Source organism: Corynebacterium sp. p3-SID1056 (assembly GCF_025152525.1).
In the GTDB taxonomy this organism is placed as follows: Bacteria; Actinomycetota; Actinomycetes; order Mycobacteriales; family Mycobacteriaceae; genus Corynebacterium.
This window is the reverse complement of sequence record NZ_JALXXL010000001.1, coordinates 369,615-385,940: the sequence shown is the minus strand read 5'-3', so window position 1 is coordinate 385,940 and position 16,326 is coordinate 369,615. Positions and strand designations below refer to the sequence as shown.

Below are 16,326 nucleotides of genomic sequence, written 5' to 3'. Positions count from 1 at the left end.
AATCGCCTGGTAAAGGTGGGTAAATTGGGCAAACGATACGAAATAGTGTTACTGTATGTGGCATGCAAAATCGTACCATCGCGGCCGCCACCGTATTTGCCGTGGCCACTGCCGCTTTCTCTCCAATCCCTGCGCATGCCGCGAGTCCGTATCCCAACAATTTTGAAGCCGTACAACGCGACGCATCCGTAGTAGTGAACTCGATGAGCTCTGTGAAGAACAGCTATGAGCGTGCTGTTGGTTCCAGCTTCGACGATGCTGTTGCTGCAGGTAGCTTCTTCGCTGTGGTGAAGAATGCCAGTCGCTTCGATATTATTATGACCGTACTTCTGGGTACTTTCGCGCTCGGGTCGACGGGATACTATATGGTGTTGCAGGGAATGGTGCCGAACCCGCTGCCCGGTGTCATCCCCGATCCTGCTCCGCAACACCGCAGGTAAAGCCAAGATCTTCCTTCCGTGTCGACCCCGCTCTACGCCACGTAGGGTGGGGCCATGCGTTTCATTAGCCACGATCAGGTCCTTGCCACACTCACCCCGGCCGCTGCGGTCGCCGCTCTGCGGGACACACTCGCAGACGGCTTCGACCCCGCGACCGATCCACTGCGCGAGAAGGTGCCGCTCCCGCACGGCGAGATGCACCTCATGCCGTCGGCAACGGACAGTGCAGTGGGGGTAAAGATTCTCGGCATCCAGCCGACGGGCTCCACAGAAGATGTCCCGCTCGTGCAGGGTTCCTACCTACTCATGGGCGCGAAAACGCTCACGCCGCACACGCTTATTGACGCCACGTCGCTGACCGCCCTGCGCACCCCGGCCGTCTCCGTCGCCGCGGTGCTCGACCTGCTGACCGCCTCCAACGAGCCACTCGACGTGGCGATCTTCGGCACCGGGGCACAGGGGCTCGGGCACGCGGCGACGCTTGAAAGCGCGCTCGACGGCGTCCGCGAGCCGCGCATTACGTTCGTCTCGCGTACCGAGCCGGAGGACTTTGCCTACGAATGGGTCGAGTCCGGAAGTGACGCGGCCAAGGAGGCGGTGTTGCGCGCCGGTCTGGTGGTTACCGCCACGACGGCCACCACGCCGATCCTGCACTCTGAAGACCTTGGCGAGCGCGTGATCGTGCTCGCGGTGGGCGCGCACACCGCCGATACCCGGGAGCTCGCCGCCGACGTCTTCGACGGCGCGCAAGTGATCGTCGAGGACCCCACGGTGGCCTACCGCGAAGGCGGCGACGTGGTGCTCGCCACCGAGGAGGGCACTGTGACACGCGAGGAGCTAGTCACTATGGCTCAGGTTGTGCGTGGTGAGGTGAAGCTTGCCGACGATCGACGCGTGGTGTGCAAGACCGTTGGCATGCCATGGCAAGACCTTGCCACCGCCCAAGCCGTTGCTGCTGCGACGCAAGCGCAGGAGGAAAACCGCGGGTAGGGTAGTGGGCATGAAAACCACACTGCTGCCGCTGGGCGTCGCCGCCGCCGTCGCCTGTACCGCCGTTACCCCTTCCGTGATGCCCGCCTACGCCGAGGAGGCACAGGATGCCCCTGCCGTTGAGCAGGAAACCAGCTCTGGTAGCTCGGCTGGGGATGAGGGCCAGGAGGGGGACGAGGGGTCGTCGCTAAGCACTGGCGCGATTGTGGGCATTAGCCTCGGCGTGCTGGCGCTGGTGGGCGCGGGCAGCTACTTCGCTGTCTCCCAGGGCCTGATTGACGTGCCTGGACTCGAGGTACCGCAGGTGCCCGGGCTGGGCGAGCTCGGCGCGCTCGCGGGCGCTGCGGGGCTGGCGATCCCGGCGCTCAGTGCGGGCAAGGAGAAGACTGTGAAGGGCGCGTCGTGCCAGCCGGGCGCCTTTGATGCGATTGTGCCCGGGTGGCCCACCCCTTCGGGCACGAGCGTGGAGTACTGCGACGGGAAGTGGGCAGTCGCCGGCGCGAAGCAGACCGACTGGATTGTCGCGTTCCGCGCCAACGGTGACAAGTGGGCAGTGGTGAAGCCGGCTGGACAGACGAATACCGGGTTCAAGTGCTACGACACTGCGCGGCTGCGGAGTCAGGGCGCGCCGGCACAGTTCACCGACAAGCTGCTGACCTGCTAGGCGCGTAACGCACGGGCTGCGAGCGCGAGTTTGCGGTGGTTGGGCACGCGGATGCGTGTGGTGTGAAGCTGTTCCGGTGGGGTGGCTTCGATGCGGTCGGTGAGGTCTTCGAAGATCGCGGTCGCCGCCCGCACCGCTGGGCGCACCCGGGCCGGTAAATTGGGGATCTGTTGTTTGGCCTGGGCCAGTTCGGTGCGGATTTCGGGGATGAAGGGGTGGGCGGGGTAGTCGCTTTGAGCGCGGTTGGTGTAGCTGCGGCCGAGGGCGGAGTCCTCGGCTTGGTCGCGTAGGAAGTTGATCTTTTGGAAGGCGGAGCCGAGCGCGCGGGCACCGTCGGCGAGGTCCGGGGTGAGTGCGGTGTCGTTGCCGCGGAAGAACACGCGCAGGCAGAGGATGCCGATGACTTCGGCGGAGCCGTAGACGTAGTTGGTAAGCGGCAGGTCCGGCTGGTCGGGAAGGTCCGAGCGCATGGAAGCGAAGAAGGCGCGGACCTCGTCGTCGGGGAAGTGGCAGGTGCGGGCGGTGGCGGCGTAGGCGTGGAGGACCGGGTCGGTGTGGAAACGGTGCGCGGGCGCGTGGACAACGGCGTCCTCGTAGGCGTTGAGGGCGGTTGCGGGGCACTCGTTGGCTTGGGAGGTGGCACCGTCGACAATCTCGTCGGCGATGCGGACCACGGCGTAGAGGTTGCGGATGTCGGTGCGCATCGGCTGGGGCAGCAACTTGGTCGCCAGCGAGAAGCTGGTGGAGTAGTGCGCCATGACCTGCGCGGCTGCGCGGTCGCAGGCGGCGTCGTAGGTATCCAGGTAGCTGCCGGTCATGGTGCATAAGCGTATCGTGCGCGGCCAGGCCGGTAGCATCGGGCGCATGATTATTCCCGTTGGATGGCCCCGCCCGCGCGCACTCGCCGGGGGACTGCTCGGGCTAGGCGTGGTGATGCTGCTCAGTGCCGGGCAGCTGCCGGATTGGCGGGCGCTGACGTTTCTCGGGCTGGCACTCGGCGTGCCGAGCCTGGTGTGGCTGGTGGCGGACATCTGGCTTACGCGGCCGCGCGGGGTGGCGTGGTGGGTGCTCGTGGCGGTTGCCGTGGTCGTGGGCGTGTGGGGGATTGCGCTGTTTCCGGAGCGGTGATCGTTCGGCCCATTAGAGTGAGAAGTGTGTCATTGTTTCTCACTGTGTAGAGGTGTTCAAAGTGAATCGTGTGGTGGTAGTGCTCGGCGCGGCGTGCGTGCTGGCGCTTGCGGGATGTTCGGGTGCTGAGACCGGATCTGGTGAGGCGAAGTCGACGACGGTGACGTCGACAACCTCGGTGCCAGAGTTCGCGGCGGTAGGGGATACCGTGCCCGTTGTCTGCGATGGTGGGGAGTGCGAGGGCAGCCTCGAGGTCGAGGAGATTCTGCTCGGCGGGCAGTGCACGGCCGGTGGGGAGGCTGACGTTGCAGAGGGCGAGACGCTCGTGCAGGTACGTGGCGTACTGAGTGCCGAAGAGGGGGAGGTCTACCTTGATACGCCGGTGGTGTGGGATAAGGAGAACTTCAAGAATTCGGGCAAGCCCGCGGATGCGGGCGAGCGACCTTCGGGGTACGAGCCGTGGTGGACCGGCGCTGCGGCGGGAGAGAAGGTACGCGTGCACGGGGCGTTTGTGGTCCCGGAAGCTGCGGTGACCCTGGGGATCGCGGACGCGAAGTTCGACCTGGCGAAGGTGGAGGCCGCGGAAACTTCCGCATCTGCGCCGGAAACCCAGCCGAGCGCGGTGACGGAGCAAACGCTGTCGGAGGCGCCGCCGGCGGAGGCGGAGCCCGTGATCGGCTTTACCGAGGCACCCGGACAGGAGGCACCGCACGTGATGGACAAACAGATCGCCTCGTGTGGGGACCCGAGTATTCACGAAACGGGGACGACGTTCTTTACCGATGGCACGAGCGGCTGGACGCAGCAGTGTGCGTCGCAGATGTGGCCGGTGCAAGAGTCAATGATCGCGGAGCAGGAAGCTGGCGATGCGTATGACGCACCGGTGGATGAAGAGTTAGACGTGAGCGAGTGGTAGCGGCCGGCGCAAACAAAAAGCGGGCGGGGTCCGGTTTCCAGACCCCGCCCGCTTCATTGGTGCTGGTGAGTTTTAGCGGTACAGCACACCGTTGATGATCGAGAGACCCTGCCCGTCCCGCTTCGGGAACTGGATCTTCAGGGTGTCAATTTTGCTGACCGGCACCTCGAAGTTGACGACCTCGCCCTTCTTCACAATCTTGCTCTGGTTGAGGTTGCCGTTGACGTAGACCTTGATCTCGCCCTCGTCCGACGTGTTGTTCACGACGTTCTCGTCCCACACCGCGGTGAAGGTGGCCTTTCGGAATTCGCTGTTCAGCTCGCGCTCCACGTAGCACCCGCTGTACCCGTGGCACTGGCCGTTACGAGCGGAGTCGGTGTAGACCTTGTCGCCCACCTTGACCTCGACGCCGTAGTCGACGTGGTTGTATGTGATGGCGTCCCTGCTGCCTGGGATGAGCAGCTTTTCCTGTGCCAGCTTCGGGTCGGAGGGCGCGACGACTCCAGAGTCGCCGTTGCCGGGGTTGACGCTGCTGCCGTTCTGCGCCAGGCCGGCGACGGTGCCGATCAGCGCGGTCAGTGCGACGATCGCACCGACGATCTGAGGGATGAGGGCTTCAACATTGCTCAGGAGCTTGTTGATGTCTTTGAAGTTATTCATGAAAAATCTCTCAATGACGGGAAACTGGACGTCCCTATTAAAACCTCTGCATGACACCTGTGCAACATTTTAAATCGCAAACTCAGCGGTGGGCCCTGCCAAAAAGACCCCGGCCCCGCGCTCCTTGGGGTAGGAGGCGGGGCCGGGGTGAAGGGGGCGTCGAGAAGCGGGAGCTAGCCCACCTGGTAGTCCATCGGCGAGCCCGGGCCGAGCGGGATGCCTACGTAGTACCAGATGAGGAAGAAGATGAACCAGCCCGCCATCATCGCGATGGTGTACGGCAGTGCAAGCGACATGAGCGTGCCCACGCCGGCCTTCTTGTAATAGCGCTGCAGGAAGGTCAGGGCGAGCGCGAAGTACGGCGACATCGGGGTGATGATGTTGGATGGGGAATCGCCGATGCGGTAGAGCATCTGGGTGACCTCCGGGGCGATGCCCACGTACATCATCATCGGGACGACCACCGGGGCCATGAGCGCCCACTGCGCGGAGCCGGAGGTGATGAATAGGTTGATCAGGGCCACCATGATCACGAAGCCGAGGAAGAGCAGGACATTCGGCAGGTTCCAGCGCTGCAGCAGCTCCGCGCCGTGAATTGCGGTCCAGGCGCCCAGGTTGGACCAGCTAAACCAGGCCAAGAACTGGGAGACGGCGAAGAAGAGCACCAGCATCGGCAGCAGCGACTGCAGGCCGCGCGCCATGAACGCCGGGATGTCCGCGGCGGAGGTGATCGTGCCCACGATCAGGCCGTAGACCAGGCCCATGAGGAAGAACGCCAGGGCAATCGGCACGGCGATCGCGCGGATGAGCGGGGACTCCATGAAGCCTTCCTCGGGTCGCGCGAAGGGCGAGGCCGGGACGAACAGCAGCACGAAGTAGGCGATGAGGAACAGCACCAGCGCGACGGTGGACCACAGCATGCCCTTCCACTCGATGGGCGAGAGCTTGAGCTGCTCCTCGGTCAGCTCGCCCTCTTGGCGCTCGTACTCCGGCTCCGGGGTCTCGTTGGACTTGCCGGCGGCTTCCTCGACGAGCGGGTCGCCGGACTCAGCTTCTTTGAGCGCCTTGGCGTGCTCGCGGCTCTCGATCTTGTCAAAGGAGAGCTCCTCGGTCTTGATGTGATCGTGGTTGACCAGCGCCTGTGCTTTCTTATCCACGAAAAGCTCGGTCACCGCGGTGATCACCAGCGCGAGCACGATTGCCGACGGAATGACGAAGTAGATGTTGGCCAGCGGGGAGACCTCGTAGGCCTCGTCGACAATGTTCGCCGCCGATGTGGAAATACCGGCGAGCAGCAGGTCGGTGATGTTGAGGATCAGCGAGGCATTAAAGCCTGCCGACGACGCCGCGAACGCCACCATCGCGCCCACGATCGGGGAGCGCCCCACCGCGTGGAAGGCGAGCGCACCGAGTGGGATGATGATCACGTAGATCGCGTCCGAGGCCACCGAGCCGGTCACACCGGCCAGCGCCACCATGAAGGTGAGCATGCCGGGGCCGACCTTAGCCACCATCGCGCGCACCAGGGCACCGAGGAAGCCGGTCTGCTCCGCCACGGCCACGCCCAGCATCACCGAGAGCACCACGCCCAGCGGCGGGAAGGCGATGAAGTTCTCCACCGCGTCGGTGACCATCCGCGAGATGTTCTCGCCGGTGAGCAGCGATTCCACCTCGATGGTCTCGCCGGTGCCGGGGTCGACCGCGCTCATGCCGATCTTGTGGCCGATCCACGAGGTCACGGCGACGACGCCGGCGAGGATGACAAAGAGCCAGAAAGGATCTGGCAGCTTGTTGCCCACCCGTTCGATGAAGCCGAGGAAACCTGCGCCCTCGCCGTCGGCGTGTGCTTCGCGCGCGTCGTGGTCGTCGCGGCCCGCGGGCCTGTCTTTCGTGCCCGTCGATCCGGGCGAAACTTTAGAGGAACCGGTCATCGATTCTCCCTCTCGTGCTCGTTGGGGCCCGCGCTTTTTGGAAAAAGGGCAGGCTGCGTGCAGTTGTGAAGGCCGTTCGGCCGGTGACCCGCGCCCCTTGCGGCGCTCAGGTGTAAGACAGCTTACACAAACCTGGTGTCGTGTACACATTGGTAGGCTTGAGGCTCATGCACGTCGATTTAGCCCCGTACTTGGATTCCTGGCCCGCCGATAACGTCAGCGCCGCGCTGATTGGCACGCACACCGGCACGTACGGCGATGCCGAGCGCGTCTACGAGCTGGCCAGCGTGACTAAGTTGCTCTCGGCCTACGGTTTCCTACTTGCGGTGGAGGAGGGGGCTTTCGAGCTGGACACCCCCTGCGGGCCCGAGGGGGCGACGGTGCGGCACCTGCTCGCGCACGCCGGTGGTGTCGGCTTTGATACGCGCGAGTTGCAAAAGCCGGTGGGCGAGCGGCGCATCTACTCATCCGCTGGCTACGAGATCTTGGCGGACTTCCTGGAAGAGGAAACCGGGATCAGCTTCGGTGAGTACATGCGTGAAGGGGTCTTCGAGCCGCTGGGAATGCGTACGGCGGAGGTCTATGGGTCGGCGGGCCATGGCGGGCGGGCGTCGATAAGCGATCTGGCGCTGTTTGCTGGGGAGCTGCTGGAGCCGCAGCTTTTGGCTAAAGAGACGCTGCGCGAGGCGTTTTCGAATCAATTTGGGGACCTGCGCGGCGTTGTGCCTGGGTATGGAATGCAGAAGCCCTGCCCGTGGGGCCTCGGGTTTGAGATTAAAGGCGGGAAGGCGCCGCACTGGACGGGCGACGGGATGCCCGCGGACACGGTCGGGCACTTCGGCATGGCGGGAACCTACCTGTGGGTGACCGACGGGCAGGCGATGGTGGCGCTGACGGACCGCGAGTTCGGCGAGTGGGCGAAGCCGCTGTGGCAGGAGACGAACACTTCCGTGTGGGACGCGCTGATGGGTTAGAGTGTTTTTACATCCAGGGGGTATGCGGGAGGAGATGTTATGGCCCAAGTAAATGACGTGGCGCGCTACATTCTTGAACGGCAATCGGGGAGTGTCAGCACTATGAAGTTGCAGAAGCTGGTCTACTACGCTCAAGCGTGGAACTTGGTGTGGGATGAAAAACCGCTATTCCACGCGCGCATAGAAGCTTGGGCCAATGGGCCAATCGTGCGGGAACTTTACGATCATCACCGCGGGAAATTCACTGCAGAGCTTGCGATGTTCCCCGGTGACTCCGGCAACCTCACTGACGCTGAGAAAGAAACCATCGATGTGGTCCTAGAGGCGTACGGGCACCTCAGTGGCCAGCAGTTGAGCGACCTCGCGCACAGCGAGCGGCCTTGGCGGGAAGCGCGAGAGGGCATCGCTGACGGCGAGCCCTCCACGAGCACGATCAATGAAGAAGTCATGCAAGACTTCTACAGTGCCGTCCAGTCCGCATCTACGGCGTAGAAAATGGGTGGCAAGCGCGCTCGCAAGAAGCTTGCGAAGCAACGGAACAACGCCAAGATCAAGCAAACTCCATTCCCGGATGCCGGTGACGCAGAAAAGCGCGTCCCGGGTGAAGCCTTAGCATCCGAAAGGTACCGGGAAGAGTTCGTCCGCTGGACCGCGAGAGAAATTGACGCTATCCCGGGGAACGATGGAAGACGCTGGGACCTCTCCGCCTCTGAATCAGTGGAACTACTGAAGTTTCTCGACGAGGTAACCAGTGAGAAGTGGAAGGATCGCCTCGCTGAGACGGTCATGTCAGGGAGAAAGAAACGGGCAAGGAACCATGACCAAGCCATCGAATCCCTTTCCAAGGAAGCCCAAAAGAGGCTCAGCGAACTACCTGCCGTAGAAGAACGACTGTTTCGCTTTCGGCTCTCTGGTGAAACCAGATTGTGGGGCTTCAGATCGGGGGCGCTCTTCAGGATTCTTTGGTACGACCCGGAACACCAGGTTTCCCCGGTGTCGTTGCGGAACACCTAAAAATCCATTTTCCACCCGTGTGATACGGCCGTTTTTGCAATACACTGTGTCGCATGACAAGTAGCATGAATGGTGCCCAGGCCCCCGCCGCCGGGCATAAACTCCCGTCATCACAAGTATGGCCGCTCATGTTGGCCCTGCTCACCGCCGTTTTTGCGTTCCAGCTTAACGCCTCGATGCTCGCGCCCGCGCTGGCGACGATGGAGGTAGAGCTCGACGCCACCACCAACCAGATCGGCATGACACAGACCGCGTTTTTCACCGCGGCCGCACTGTTCTCCCTGTTCATGCCGCGCTGGGGTGACCTGATCGGGCGCCGAAAGGTGCTGGTGGGCATGATGGTCGTCACCGTCATCGGCTCGGTGATTGCCGCGCTGTCGGTCAACGTGCCCATGCTATTCATCGGGCGTGTGATCCAAGGCGTGTCCGGGCCGACGGTCGCGCTGACCTCGGTGATGCTGCGCCAGGCGGTGCGCGATGAGAAGCAGTTCGCGTTCCTGGTGGGCATTTTGACCTCCATTAACGGCGGCATCGCGGGCGTGGATGCCATCCTCGGCGGCTGGCTCACCGCCACCTTCGGCTTCCGCTCCCTGTTCTGGGTCATCGGCGCGTTCGCGCTGGCTGCCGTCTTTACCATCCGCTACGGCGTGGCTGAGACGAAGTCCAACGAGCTCGAGCCGATGGACTGGAAGGGCGTGGCCGCGCTCGTGGTCGCGATCGGCACGATCCTCACCGCCTTCAACGAGGCCGGCGCGCTCGCCGAGGCCAACTGGTTCATGGTGATCATCCTCCTGGCCATCGGCGCGGCAGCACTTGTGATCTTCTGGCGCACCGAGAACTCCTCCCACCACCCGCTGGTGCAGCCGGACCTGCTCAAGCAGCGCCGCACCTGGGCGCTGTTGACCACCACCACGCTCACCATGACCGGTATCTTCGCCGTCATGAACGGCCTGGTGCCCAACCTGGCCCAGGACCAGGTACACGGCCCCGGCCTGTCCGCCGGCACCGTCTCCTTCTGGACGCTCACGCCCTATGCCATCGCCGGCCTGATCGTCGGCCCGCTTGCCGGTTTCCTCGCCGGCCGCCTGGGCTACAACCTGGTGCTGAAGATCGGCATCGGCGGCGCCGCGCTGTCGGTGCTCATGGGTATTTTCATCGTGGGCAACCCGACGCCGGCGCTTTTGCTGCTGCTCTCGATCGCGGCGGGTATCACCTACGCCGGCATCGCCAACATCATGCTCGGCTCGCTGCACGTCACGTTGGCCCCGAAGTACAACCAGGGCTACCTGCCGGGCCTGAACGCGGGCGCGTTCAACCTCGGCGCCGGCATCTCGTTCACCGTCATCTTCGCGGTTGTCACCACCTTCGCCGACCAGGGCGGCGGCTACCGCGCCGGCATGGTCGCGGGCCTGGTGCTGCTCATCGCCGCGTTCTGCACCTCCTTCCTCATCCCGCGCCCGCAGGACCTGCCCGACACGATTGCGGCCGAGGAGGCCAACCGTGCGTAAGATCATCCTCGATTGCGACCCCGGCCACGACGATGCAGTGGCCATCCTCCTCGCCCTCGGCGACCCCTCAATCGAGCTGTGCTGCTTGACGACGGTGGGCGGCAACCACACCATCGACAAAGTCACCCGGAATGCGGCCCAGGTGCTCACCGTCGCCGGCCGCACCGACGTCCCCGTCTACCGCGGCGCGCACCGCCCGCTCGTGCGCGAGGTGGAAACCGCCGAGGCCGTCCACGGCGACTCCGGCATGGAGATCCACGGCTTCGAGCTACCGGAACCGGACGTCGAGATTCGTGAGACCCACGCGGTGCGCGCGATCATCGACACCATCATGGCCGAGGAACCCGGCACCGTCACGCTTGTGCCCACCGGGCCGTTGACCAACATCGCGCTCGCGGCGCGCCTCGAGCCGCGCATCGTGGAGCGCGTCCGCGAGGTCGTGCTCATGGGCGGGGCGTATGGCACCGGCAACTGGACCGCATCCGCCGAGTTCAACGTGGTCGCCGACCCAGAGGCCGCCCACATCGTCTTCAACGAGTCCTGGCCTGTGGTCATGGTCGGCCTGGACCTGACCCACCAGGCCCTGGCCACGCCCGAGGTGGAGCAGCGCTTTGCTGCGCTGGGCACCGACGTGGGCGATCTGGTCGTCGGGCTTTTCGACGCCTTCCGCACCAACTACAAGGACAACCAGGGCTTCGATAACCCGCCGGTGCACGACCCCTGCTGCGTGGCCTACCTCATTGACCCCTCGGTGGTGAAAACCGTGCCCGTGCCGGTCGACGTCGAGCTCTCCGGCGCGCTGACCACAGGCCGCACCGTCGCCGACTTCCGCGCGCCCGCACCGGAAGGGTGCACCACGTCTGTGGCCACCGAGCTGGACGTGGACAAGTTCTGGGATTTGGTGGTCGACGCCGCCAAGCACCTGGGGTAGGGGATGCGTCGGGGTAGGCGTTAGCATTTCTCACTATGTTGCACCTACCCATCGCACTCGCAATCGGCGCGCTGATCCCCATCCAGACTGCCGCGAACTCCCGCCTGCGCTTAAGCGTGGGCAACCAGCCGGTAGTCTCGGCGCTGCTGTCGTTTAGCATCGCGCTGCTGCTATCCATCCTGGCCACGTCCGTGTTGGTGGGTAACCCTTTGCCGCAGTTCGCGCCGGGCACGCACGCGCCCTGGTGGATCTGGCTGGGCGGGTTTATGGGCGCGCTGTTCGTGCTAGGCAACATCCTGCTCTTTCCCAAACTCGGCGCGGTGCAGACCGTGGTGCTGCCGATTTTGGGCCAGGTCATCATGGGGCTGACCATCGACTACTTCGGCCTGTTCCACTCACCCCAGCAGCCGGTGAGCCTGCTGCGCGTCGTGGGCGCGGCGGTGGTGCTGGTCGGGATTAGTGTGGTGCTCGGTGTTGGACGCAACAGTGCCAGCGGCGACGCCGCCGGGGCCGGGCTGTGGCTCTACCGTCTGCTCGGTGTCGCAGTCGGCATGGGCTCAGCAATCCAGGCCGCAGTCAACGGGTACCTAGGCACGATCGCTGGCTCCTCGCTGCACGCCGCCGAGATCAACCTCACTGTCGGCGCGCTGCTCTTACTGATCGCGGTGCTGGTGACCAGCCCGCGCCAGCTCACCCGCACACCCACCGCGGGGCCGTGGTGGATGTGGCTGGGCGGCGTCGTCGGCGCGACCTTCGTCATCGGCGGCGCGACGCTCGTGCCCATCCTCGGCACGGCCACGACCGTCATCGCGTTTAACGCGGGCACGATCGCGGGCGGCCAGGTCATGGAATCGATCGGCGCGTTCGGTGCCGCCAAACGCAGGATCAACGCCACCCGCGCGCTCGGGCTGCTGTTGATCCTCGCGGGCGTGTTGGCGGTGCGCCTGCTCTAGGAGGTGTGATGGACCTCTGCCAGCTCGTAGACCGGCGTGTCCATCCCCTCGTAGCGCGCTTTGAGCTGGAGCGCGAGGTAGCGCGAGTAGTGGCGCGACTGGTGCAGGTTCCCGCCGTGGAACCACAGCTGGTCCACCTGAGTCGGCTTCCACATGTTGCGCAGCTCGCGCTCCCATGGGCCCGGGTCCTTCGTAGTGTCCGAGCCAAGCCCCCACACGCGGCCGACCTTATCGGCGGTCTCCTTGTCGATGAGGTGCTCGACCCAGCCGTTCATCGAGCCGTAGCCGGTGGCAAGCACGATGACGTCGGCGGGCAGCTCGGTGCCGTCGTCAAGCACGACCGAGTGCTCCTTGGCCTCGGCGATTGAGGTGGGGGAGTACACAGGGATCGAGCCGTCAGCGACGAGCTCCGAGGCGCCGACGTTGATGTAGTAGCCGGAGCCGCGGCGCAGGTACTTGAGGAAGAGGCCGGAGTCGTCGTCGCCGAAGTCCACCATGAACCCGCGGTCTTCGAGCGCCTGGTAGAACTCGGCATCCTCCTCGCGGATTTGGTCAAACGCGGGCCGCTGCGCATCGGGGAGCACCTTATACGGCCAGGAGGCGAACAGCAGGTCGGCGGAGTCGGTGTCGATCCCGGCCTCAACCGCGTCTTCCGAGTACAGCGGGCCGAAAACGTGCTTCATTAACGAGTCCGACTGCGAGACGTGCGTGGACGAGCGCTGGATCATCACCGGGCGCGCCCCGTTGTGCACCAGGTCCGCGGCGATGTCGTGGGCGGAGTTGTTCGCACCCAGAATCACCACGTCCTTGTCCCTGTCGCCCTCGCCGCCGGGGTGCTCGGAGGAGTGGCGGATCTCGCCTTTGAAGTTCTCCTGGCCTTTCAGCTGCGGGCGGTTCGGCACCCCCGACATGCCGGTGGCGAAGACGAGCTGTGTCGGGTGCAGGGTAAGTTCCTTGCCGTCGCGTTTCAGGGTGACGTTCCAGCGCTTCTGCTCCTCGTCGAATTCGGCGTGGGTGACCTCCGCGTTGGTCCAGTAGTCCAGGTCCATGATGCCGACGTAGTGCTCGAGCCAATCGCCCATCTTGTCCTTCGGCGTAAAGACCGGCCAGTCGTCCGGGAAGGGCAGGTAGGGCATGTGGTCGTACCACACCGGGTCGTGCAGACACAGGGAGTGGTAGCGGCCGCGCCACTGGTCACCGGGGCGGTCCGCCTTATCGACGATCAACGCCGGCACCCCCTGACGCTTCAACCGCGCACCCAGCGCGATACCGCCCTGGCCGCCGCCGATGATCAGCACGTAGGGCTGTTCCGTAATGCCCAGGGTGGCGCGGCGCTTTTCGCGGCGGTCCGCCCAGTTTTCCGGGTCCTGCTTCGGGCCGTGCTGCGCGCCTAGCTCGCGGTTGCGCCCGCGCTTTTCGGGGAAGTCCTTCAGTTCGCGGCCGGAGATGAGCAGTGTCCACGCTTTGCCGTTACGAAGCCTGGCGATGCCGCGGCAGGAAAAGTTGCCGGTCTCGCAGGTGAACTGGATCCGTGTGACACCCTCGCCCTCGTCGGCGACCTCCGTCAGCTCGGTGTTGGTGATCGTGCTGTTTGGGTGCGTGGCGGCGACCATGCGCGCGATTTCCTCGCGGCCCGCGGCGGTGTACAGGTTCCACGTCATGGCGGTCAGATCACGCCAGAAGCCCTCGAGCTCAAAGAGTGCTGCGGCGGCCTCGCCTGCTGCAGCGGGGTCGGCCTTTGCGGTCGCGGCCTCGAGGTCGTTGAGCCATTGCTGTGCGGTGGTCTCGTTCATGGGAGTGCCTTTCCGTAGGGGATAGGTGTTCCACCACACAATACATGCGCAAGAGCGATATAAGCCACAATGAGATTTGCTTGTGGCGAACCTCGAGCGTGTGTCACCCTCTACCTCAACTTGAGTAAATAGGGGGATCAACCTGCGGTTGAGGGTTGCCGGGGTGAACTTGTGTGGCGCAAGATGGGCCGCGAGATACAAGAGGCCGTTGGGGAAGACGAACCTCTCGTCTTACACTCCGCCGCCGCGCCTAGTCACCGCGGCCGTCAACCCGCCTAGTCACCGGGTGTGGGGTGTCCACCGCCGCATGCGGGCTCGCGCAAGGCACTCGTCACGCCACAGCGCACACACGCATGCGGCACCGCGAAGTACGATACGGAAGGTCCCCAACTCATGACTACGACTTTGGTCGCGCCGTACACCTCGACGGCTACGTTCACGCGCGCCACAACCGCGCCAGCCACGCACGCGCTCACTTCTGCCGCTACGTTTACGGTGGCCGGGATGGGGCGGGGGTGTCGGCGTGGCGTCGAGAAGCTGCTCTGCGAGCTGCCCGAAGCACCCGCCACTCACGACGAGGACGCGATCTGGTTCACCCGCTGGCAGCGCGAGGCCGACGGCACCTACAGCTGCCGCGAAACGCTGCGCGCGCCCGCAGAGGCGCTGGCCACCTTTGCCGAGCGAGTAGACGCATACGCCAAAGCGCACGACTTTGTAGCGCGCGTCACGCCGCGGTCGTACGATGGAGCGCATGTCTGATCAATACCGTGTACAAAACCCGGCAACCAACGAGGTAGTCGCAACCTTCGACTTCATCACCGATGCGGAGCTCGCCACCGCCCTCGACCGCGCCGATGCGGCATTTACCCAGTGGCGCGATGTGAGCTTCGACGACCGCGCCAAGTTGTTGCGCGAGATCGCGCAGCTTTTCGACGCCAAGCGCCCCGAACTTACCCGCATCATCGCCGAAGAGATGGGCAAGCCGCTCGACCAGGGCGAGGGCGAGCTCGACGACGTGGTTGGCATCTTCAACTACTACGCCGAGCACGGTGCCGAGCTCAGCGCCGACGAGCCGATCGAGCACACCGGCGGCGAGGCGGTCATCCGCAAGGTGCCTACCGGCGTCATCGTCGGTGTCATGCCGTGGAACTTCCCGTACTACCAGGTCGCGCGCTTCATCGCGCCGACGATCATGGCGGGCAACACCGTACTGCTCAAGCACGCCGAGATTTGCCCCCGCTCCGCCGAAGCCATCCAAGCGATTGTCGACGAGGCGTGCGCCACCACCGGCGCGCCGGCCGGCGTGTTCACCAACATCCGCGCCACCCACGACCAGGTGGCCGAGCTCATCGCCGACATCCGCGTCCAGGGTGTCTCGCTTACCGGCTCCGAGCGTGCCGGGCGCGCTGTTGCCGCCACTGCCGGCCAGAACCTGAAGAAGGCGCTGCTCGAGCTCGGCGGCACCGACGCCTACATCGTGCTGGACACCGCTGATGTCGAGGCCGCCGCCGACACCGCCTGGGGCAAGCGCCTGGCCAACACGGGCCAGGCGTGTACGTCGAACAAGCGCATCATCGTCATGGACGACATCTACGACGACTTCGTCGACGCCATGGTTCGCCGCGCGGAAGGCTTCACCCAGGGTGACCCCTTCAACCCGCAGCAGGGCCACTTCTACCCGCTGTCCTCTCGCGGTGCGGCAGAAACCCTGCGCGATCAGGTACAAAAGGCCGTCGAAGAGGGGGCCACGCTGCACGTCGGCGGCGAGCTGACCGGCGAGGGTGCCTACTTTACGCCCGCCGTGCTCACCGACGTCCCCGTCGGCTCCGAGTCCTACCAGGCTGAGTTCTTCGGGCCCGTCGCCGAGATCTACAAGGTTTCCAGCGATGAGGAGGCCATCGAGCTGGCGAATAACTGCAACTACGGCCTGGGCGGCGCCGTCTTCTCCCAGGACGAGGAGCGCGCCAAGAAGGTGGCCAACCGCGTGGTCACCGGCATGATCCACGTCAACATCCCGCAGGCTCGTGGTCCGGAGCTGCCGTTCGGCGGCGTGAAGAACTCCGGCTTCGGCCGCGAGCTTGGCTCGCTCGGCATGGACGAGTTCGTGAACAAGCAGCGCTACTACGTCGCCGACTAGTCGCTTTGCTGCATTTCTGGCGTGGTGGGCTGCCGGTTGTGGCGCTGAATAGCAACTTGCTGCGCGGAGGCCCATCAATGTTCGCTTAGTGGCTTCGTCGCTGGCGCCAGATGGAAGTCCTGCGAAAGTGAGTCCCGATTTACTGTGAAGAGACGGTTAACATCGTCGGGGTCCTCGAAGTCGCCGGAAGCACGCGCGATGGATAATATATCGGGGCACCGCTGCGTCTATGGTCGTGCGCTGATTCAATCAGCTTTTTAGCGTGTTCTGAGGGCCACCAGTCGCGG

At 64.6% G+C, this 16,326-nt stretch carries 17 protein-coding genes; 13 read left to right on the top strand and 4 right to left on the bottom strand.

Going from position 1 to position 16,326, the window contains the following annotated elements; genetic code table 11:
- Nucleotides 1-62: 62 nt before the first annotated feature.
- The 3 genes from M3G14_RS01790 to M3G14_RS01780 are packed head-to-tail and all read left to right on the top strand — an operon-like array spanning nucleotide 63 to nucleotide 2,094.
- On the top strand, nucleotides 63-440 hold the full coding sequence (locus tag M3G14_RS01790; protein ID WP_259924280.1) for a hypothetical protein: 378 nt from the start codon (nucleotides 63-65) through the stop codon (nucleotides 438-440).
- Nucleotides 441-494: 54 nt separating this feature from the next.
- The gene (locus M3G14_RS01785) at nucleotides 495-1,430 is read left to right on the top strand and encodes an ornithine cyclodeaminase family protein (protein WP_259924279.1); all 936 of its coding nucleotides are present in this window, start codon (nucleotides 495-497) and stop codon (nucleotides 1,428-1,430) included.
- Nucleotides 1,431-1,440: 10 nt separating this feature from the next.
- Nucleotides 1,441-2,094, top strand: a complete 654-nt coding sequence (locus tag M3G14_RS01780) for a hypothetical protein (protein WP_259924277.1) — start codon at nucleotides 1,441-1,443, stop codon at nucleotides 2,092-2,094.
- On the opposite strand, the gene M3G14_RS01775 is transcribed toward M3G14_RS01780, so the two are convergent.
- Nucleotides 2,091-2,912, bottom strand: coding sequence for a phytoene/squalene synthase family protein (locus M3G14_RS01775; protein ID WP_259924276.1), 822 nt, complete (start codon nucleotides 2,910-2,912; stop codon nucleotides 2,091-2,093). The two genes, M3G14_RS01780 and M3G14_RS01775, sit on opposite strands and share 4 nt — an antisense overlap.
- A 46-nt stretch (nucleotides 2,913-2,958) precedes the next feature.
- On the opposite strand from M3G14_RS01775, the gene M3G14_RS01770 reads away from it, so the two are divergent.
- Both M3G14_RS01770 and M3G14_RS01765 read left to right on the top strand, forming a co-directional pair.
- Nucleotides 2,959-3,222: a hypothetical protein gene (locus M3G14_RS01770; RefSeq protein WP_259924274.1), complete on the top strand. Its 264-nt coding sequence runs from the start codon at nucleotides 2,959-2,961 to the stop codon at nucleotides 3,220-3,222.
- Nucleotides 3,223-3,283: 61 nt separating this feature from the next.
- Entirely contained in the window at nucleotides 3,284-4,138 is an 855-nt protein-coding gene (locus M3G14_RS01765) for a hypothetical protein (RefSeq protein WP_259924273.1), read from the top strand.
- Nucleotides 4,139-4,210: 72 nt separating this feature from the next.
- Here M3G14_RS01765 and M3G14_RS01760 read toward each other — a convergent pair whose 3' ends face one another.
- Together M3G14_RS01760 and M3G14_RS01755 are read right to left on the bottom strand one after the other, a co-directional pair.
- A complete protein-coding gene (locus tag M3G14_RS01760) occupies nucleotides 4,211-4,798 on the bottom strand; it encodes a hypothetical protein (protein WP_259924271.1) in 588 nt (195 codons plus the stop codon).
- A 173-nt stretch (nucleotides 4,799-4,971) separates the two neighbouring features.
- Nucleotides 4,972-6,729, bottom strand: a complete 1,758-nt coding sequence (locus M3G14_RS01755) for an AbgT family transporter (protein WP_259924270.1) — start codon at nucleotides 6,727-6,729, stop codon at nucleotides 4,972-4,974.
- Nucleotides 6,730-6,896: 167 nt separating this feature from the next.
- On the opposite strand from M3G14_RS01755, the gene M3G14_RS01750 reads away from it, so the two are divergent.
- The 6 genes from M3G14_RS01750 to M3G14_RS01725 are packed head-to-tail and all read left to right on the top strand — an operon-like array spanning nucleotide 6,897 to nucleotide 12,109.
- Complete coding sequence (locus M3G14_RS01750) at nucleotides 6,897-7,703, top strand: serine hydrolase (RefSeq protein ID WP_259924269.1); 807 nt, start codon at nucleotides 6,897-6,899, stop codon at nucleotides 7,701-7,703.
- Nucleotides 7,704-7,742: 39 nt separating this feature from the next.
- Nucleotides 7,743-8,195 carry a Panacea domain-containing protein gene (locus M3G14_RS01745; RefSeq protein ID WP_259924268.1) on the top strand — a complete coding sequence of 151 codons (453 nt, stop codon included), beginning with the start codon at nucleotides 7,743-7,745 and terminating at the stop codon, nucleotides 8,193-8,195.
- Between the two features lie 3 nt (nucleotides 8,196-8,198).
- Complete coding sequence (locus tag M3G14_RS01740; protein ID WP_259924267.1) at nucleotides 8,199-8,717, top strand: hypothetical protein; 519 nt, start codon at nucleotides 8,199-8,201, stop codon at nucleotides 8,715-8,717.
- 53 nt (nucleotides 8,718-8,770) lie between these two features.
- Complete coding sequence (locus M3G14_RS01735) at nucleotides 8,771-10,225, top strand: MFS transporter (protein ID WP_259924266.1); 1,455 nt, start codon at nucleotides 8,771-8,773, stop codon at nucleotides 10,223-10,225.
- Nucleotides 10,218-11,156, top strand: coding sequence for a nucleoside hydrolase (locus tag M3G14_RS01730; RefSeq protein WP_259924265.1), 939 nt, complete (start codon nucleotides 10,218-10,220; stop codon nucleotides 11,154-11,156). Before M3G14_RS01735 ends, M3G14_RS01730 begins: the two co-directional genes overlap by 8 nt.
- Nucleotides 11,157-11,191: 35 nt before the next feature.
- Nucleotides 11,192-12,109 carry a DMT family transporter gene (locus tag M3G14_RS01725; RefSeq protein ID WP_259924264.1) on the top strand — a complete coding sequence of 306 codons (918 nt, stop codon included), beginning with the start codon at nucleotides 11,192-11,194 and terminating at the stop codon, nucleotides 12,107-12,109.
- Here the strand turns inward: M3G14_RS01725 and M3G14_RS01720 are convergent.
- Nucleotides 12,106-13,902 (bottom strand): NAD(P)/FAD-dependent oxidoreductase, encoded by a 1,797-nt coding sequence (locus M3G14_RS01720; RefSeq protein ID WP_259924263.1) that lies wholly within the window; start codon nucleotides 13,900-13,902, stop codon nucleotides 12,106-12,108. The genes M3G14_RS01725 and M3G14_RS01720 overlap by 4 nt on opposite strands.
- A 393-nt stretch (nucleotides 13,903-14,295) precedes the next feature.
- Between M3G14_RS01720 and M3G14_RS01715 the strand changes: the two genes are divergently transcribed.
- On the top strand, nucleotides 14,296-14,661 hold the full coding sequence (locus M3G14_RS01715) for a hypothetical protein (protein WP_259924262.1): 366 nt from the start codon (nucleotides 14,296-14,298) through the stop codon (nucleotides 14,659-14,661).
- A complete protein-coding gene (locus M3G14_RS01710; protein WP_259924260.1) occupies nucleotides 14,654-16,039 on the top strand; it encodes an NAD-dependent succinate-semialdehyde dehydrogenase in 1,386 nt (461 codons plus the stop codon). The genes M3G14_RS01715 and M3G14_RS01710 overlap by 8 nt, the downstream gene beginning before the upstream one ends.
- The last annotated feature ends 287 nt before the right edge of the window (nucleotides 16,040-16,326 follow it).

Bases quoted from the DNA above. Each gene is read 5' to 3' on its own strand.
- M3G14_RS01790 (WP_259924280.1), top strand. From the start codon at position 63: ATGCAAAATCGTACCATCGCGGCCGCCACCGTATTTGCCGTGGCCACT.
- M3G14_RS01785 (WP_259924279.1), top strand. From the start codon at position 495: ATGCGTTTCATTAGCCACGATCAGGTCCTTGCCACACTCACCCCGGCC.
- M3G14_RS01780 (WP_259924277.1), top strand. From the start codon at position 1,441: ATGAAAACCACACTGCTGCCGCTGGGCGTCGCCGCCGCCGTCGCCTGT.
- M3G14_RS01775 (WP_259924276.1), bottom strand. From the start codon at position 2,912: ATGACCGGCAGCTACCTGGATACCTACGACGCCGCCTGCGACCGCGCA.
- M3G14_RS01770 (WP_259924274.1), top strand. From the start codon at position 2,959: ATGATTATTCCCGTTGGATGGCCCCGCCCGCGCGCACTCGCCGGGGGA.
- M3G14_RS01760 (WP_259924271.1), bottom strand. From the start codon at position 4,798: ATGAATAACTTCAAAGACATCAACAAGCTCCTGAGCAATGTTGAAGCC.
- M3G14_RS01755 (WP_259924270.1), bottom strand. From the start codon at position 6,729: ATGACCGGTTCCTCTAAAGTTTCGCCCGGATCGACGGGCACGAAAGAC.
- M3G14_RS01750 (WP_259924269.1), top strand. From the start codon at position 6,897: ATGCACGTCGATTTAGCCCCGTACTTGGATTCCTGGCCCGCCGATAAC.
- M3G14_RS01745 (WP_259924268.1), top strand. From the start codon at position 7,743: ATGGCCCAAGTAAATGACGTGGCGCGCTACATTCTTGAACGGCAATCG.
- M3G14_RS01740 (WP_259924267.1), top strand. From the start codon at position 8,199: ATGGGTGGCAAGCGCGCTCGCAAGAAGCTTGCGAAGCAACGGAACAAC.
- M3G14_RS01735 (WP_259924266.1), top strand. From the start codon at position 8,771: ATGACAAGTAGCATGAATGGTGCCCAGGCCCCCGCCGCCGGGCATAAA.
- M3G14_RS01725 (WP_259924264.1), top strand. From the start codon at position 11,192: ATGTTGCACCTACCCATCGCACTCGCAATCGGCGCGCTGATCCCCATC.
- M3G14_RS01720 (WP_259924263.1), bottom strand. From the start codon at position 13,902: ATGAACGAGACCACCGCACAGCAATGGCTCAACGACCTCGAGGCCGCG.
- M3G14_RS01715 (WP_259924262.1), top strand. From the start codon at position 14,296: ATGACTACGACTTTGGTCGCGCCGTACACCTCGACGGCTACGTTCACG.
- M3G14_RS01710 (WP_259924260.1), top strand. From the start codon at position 14,654: ATGTCTGATCAATACCGTGTACAAAACCCGGCAACCAACGAGGTAGTC.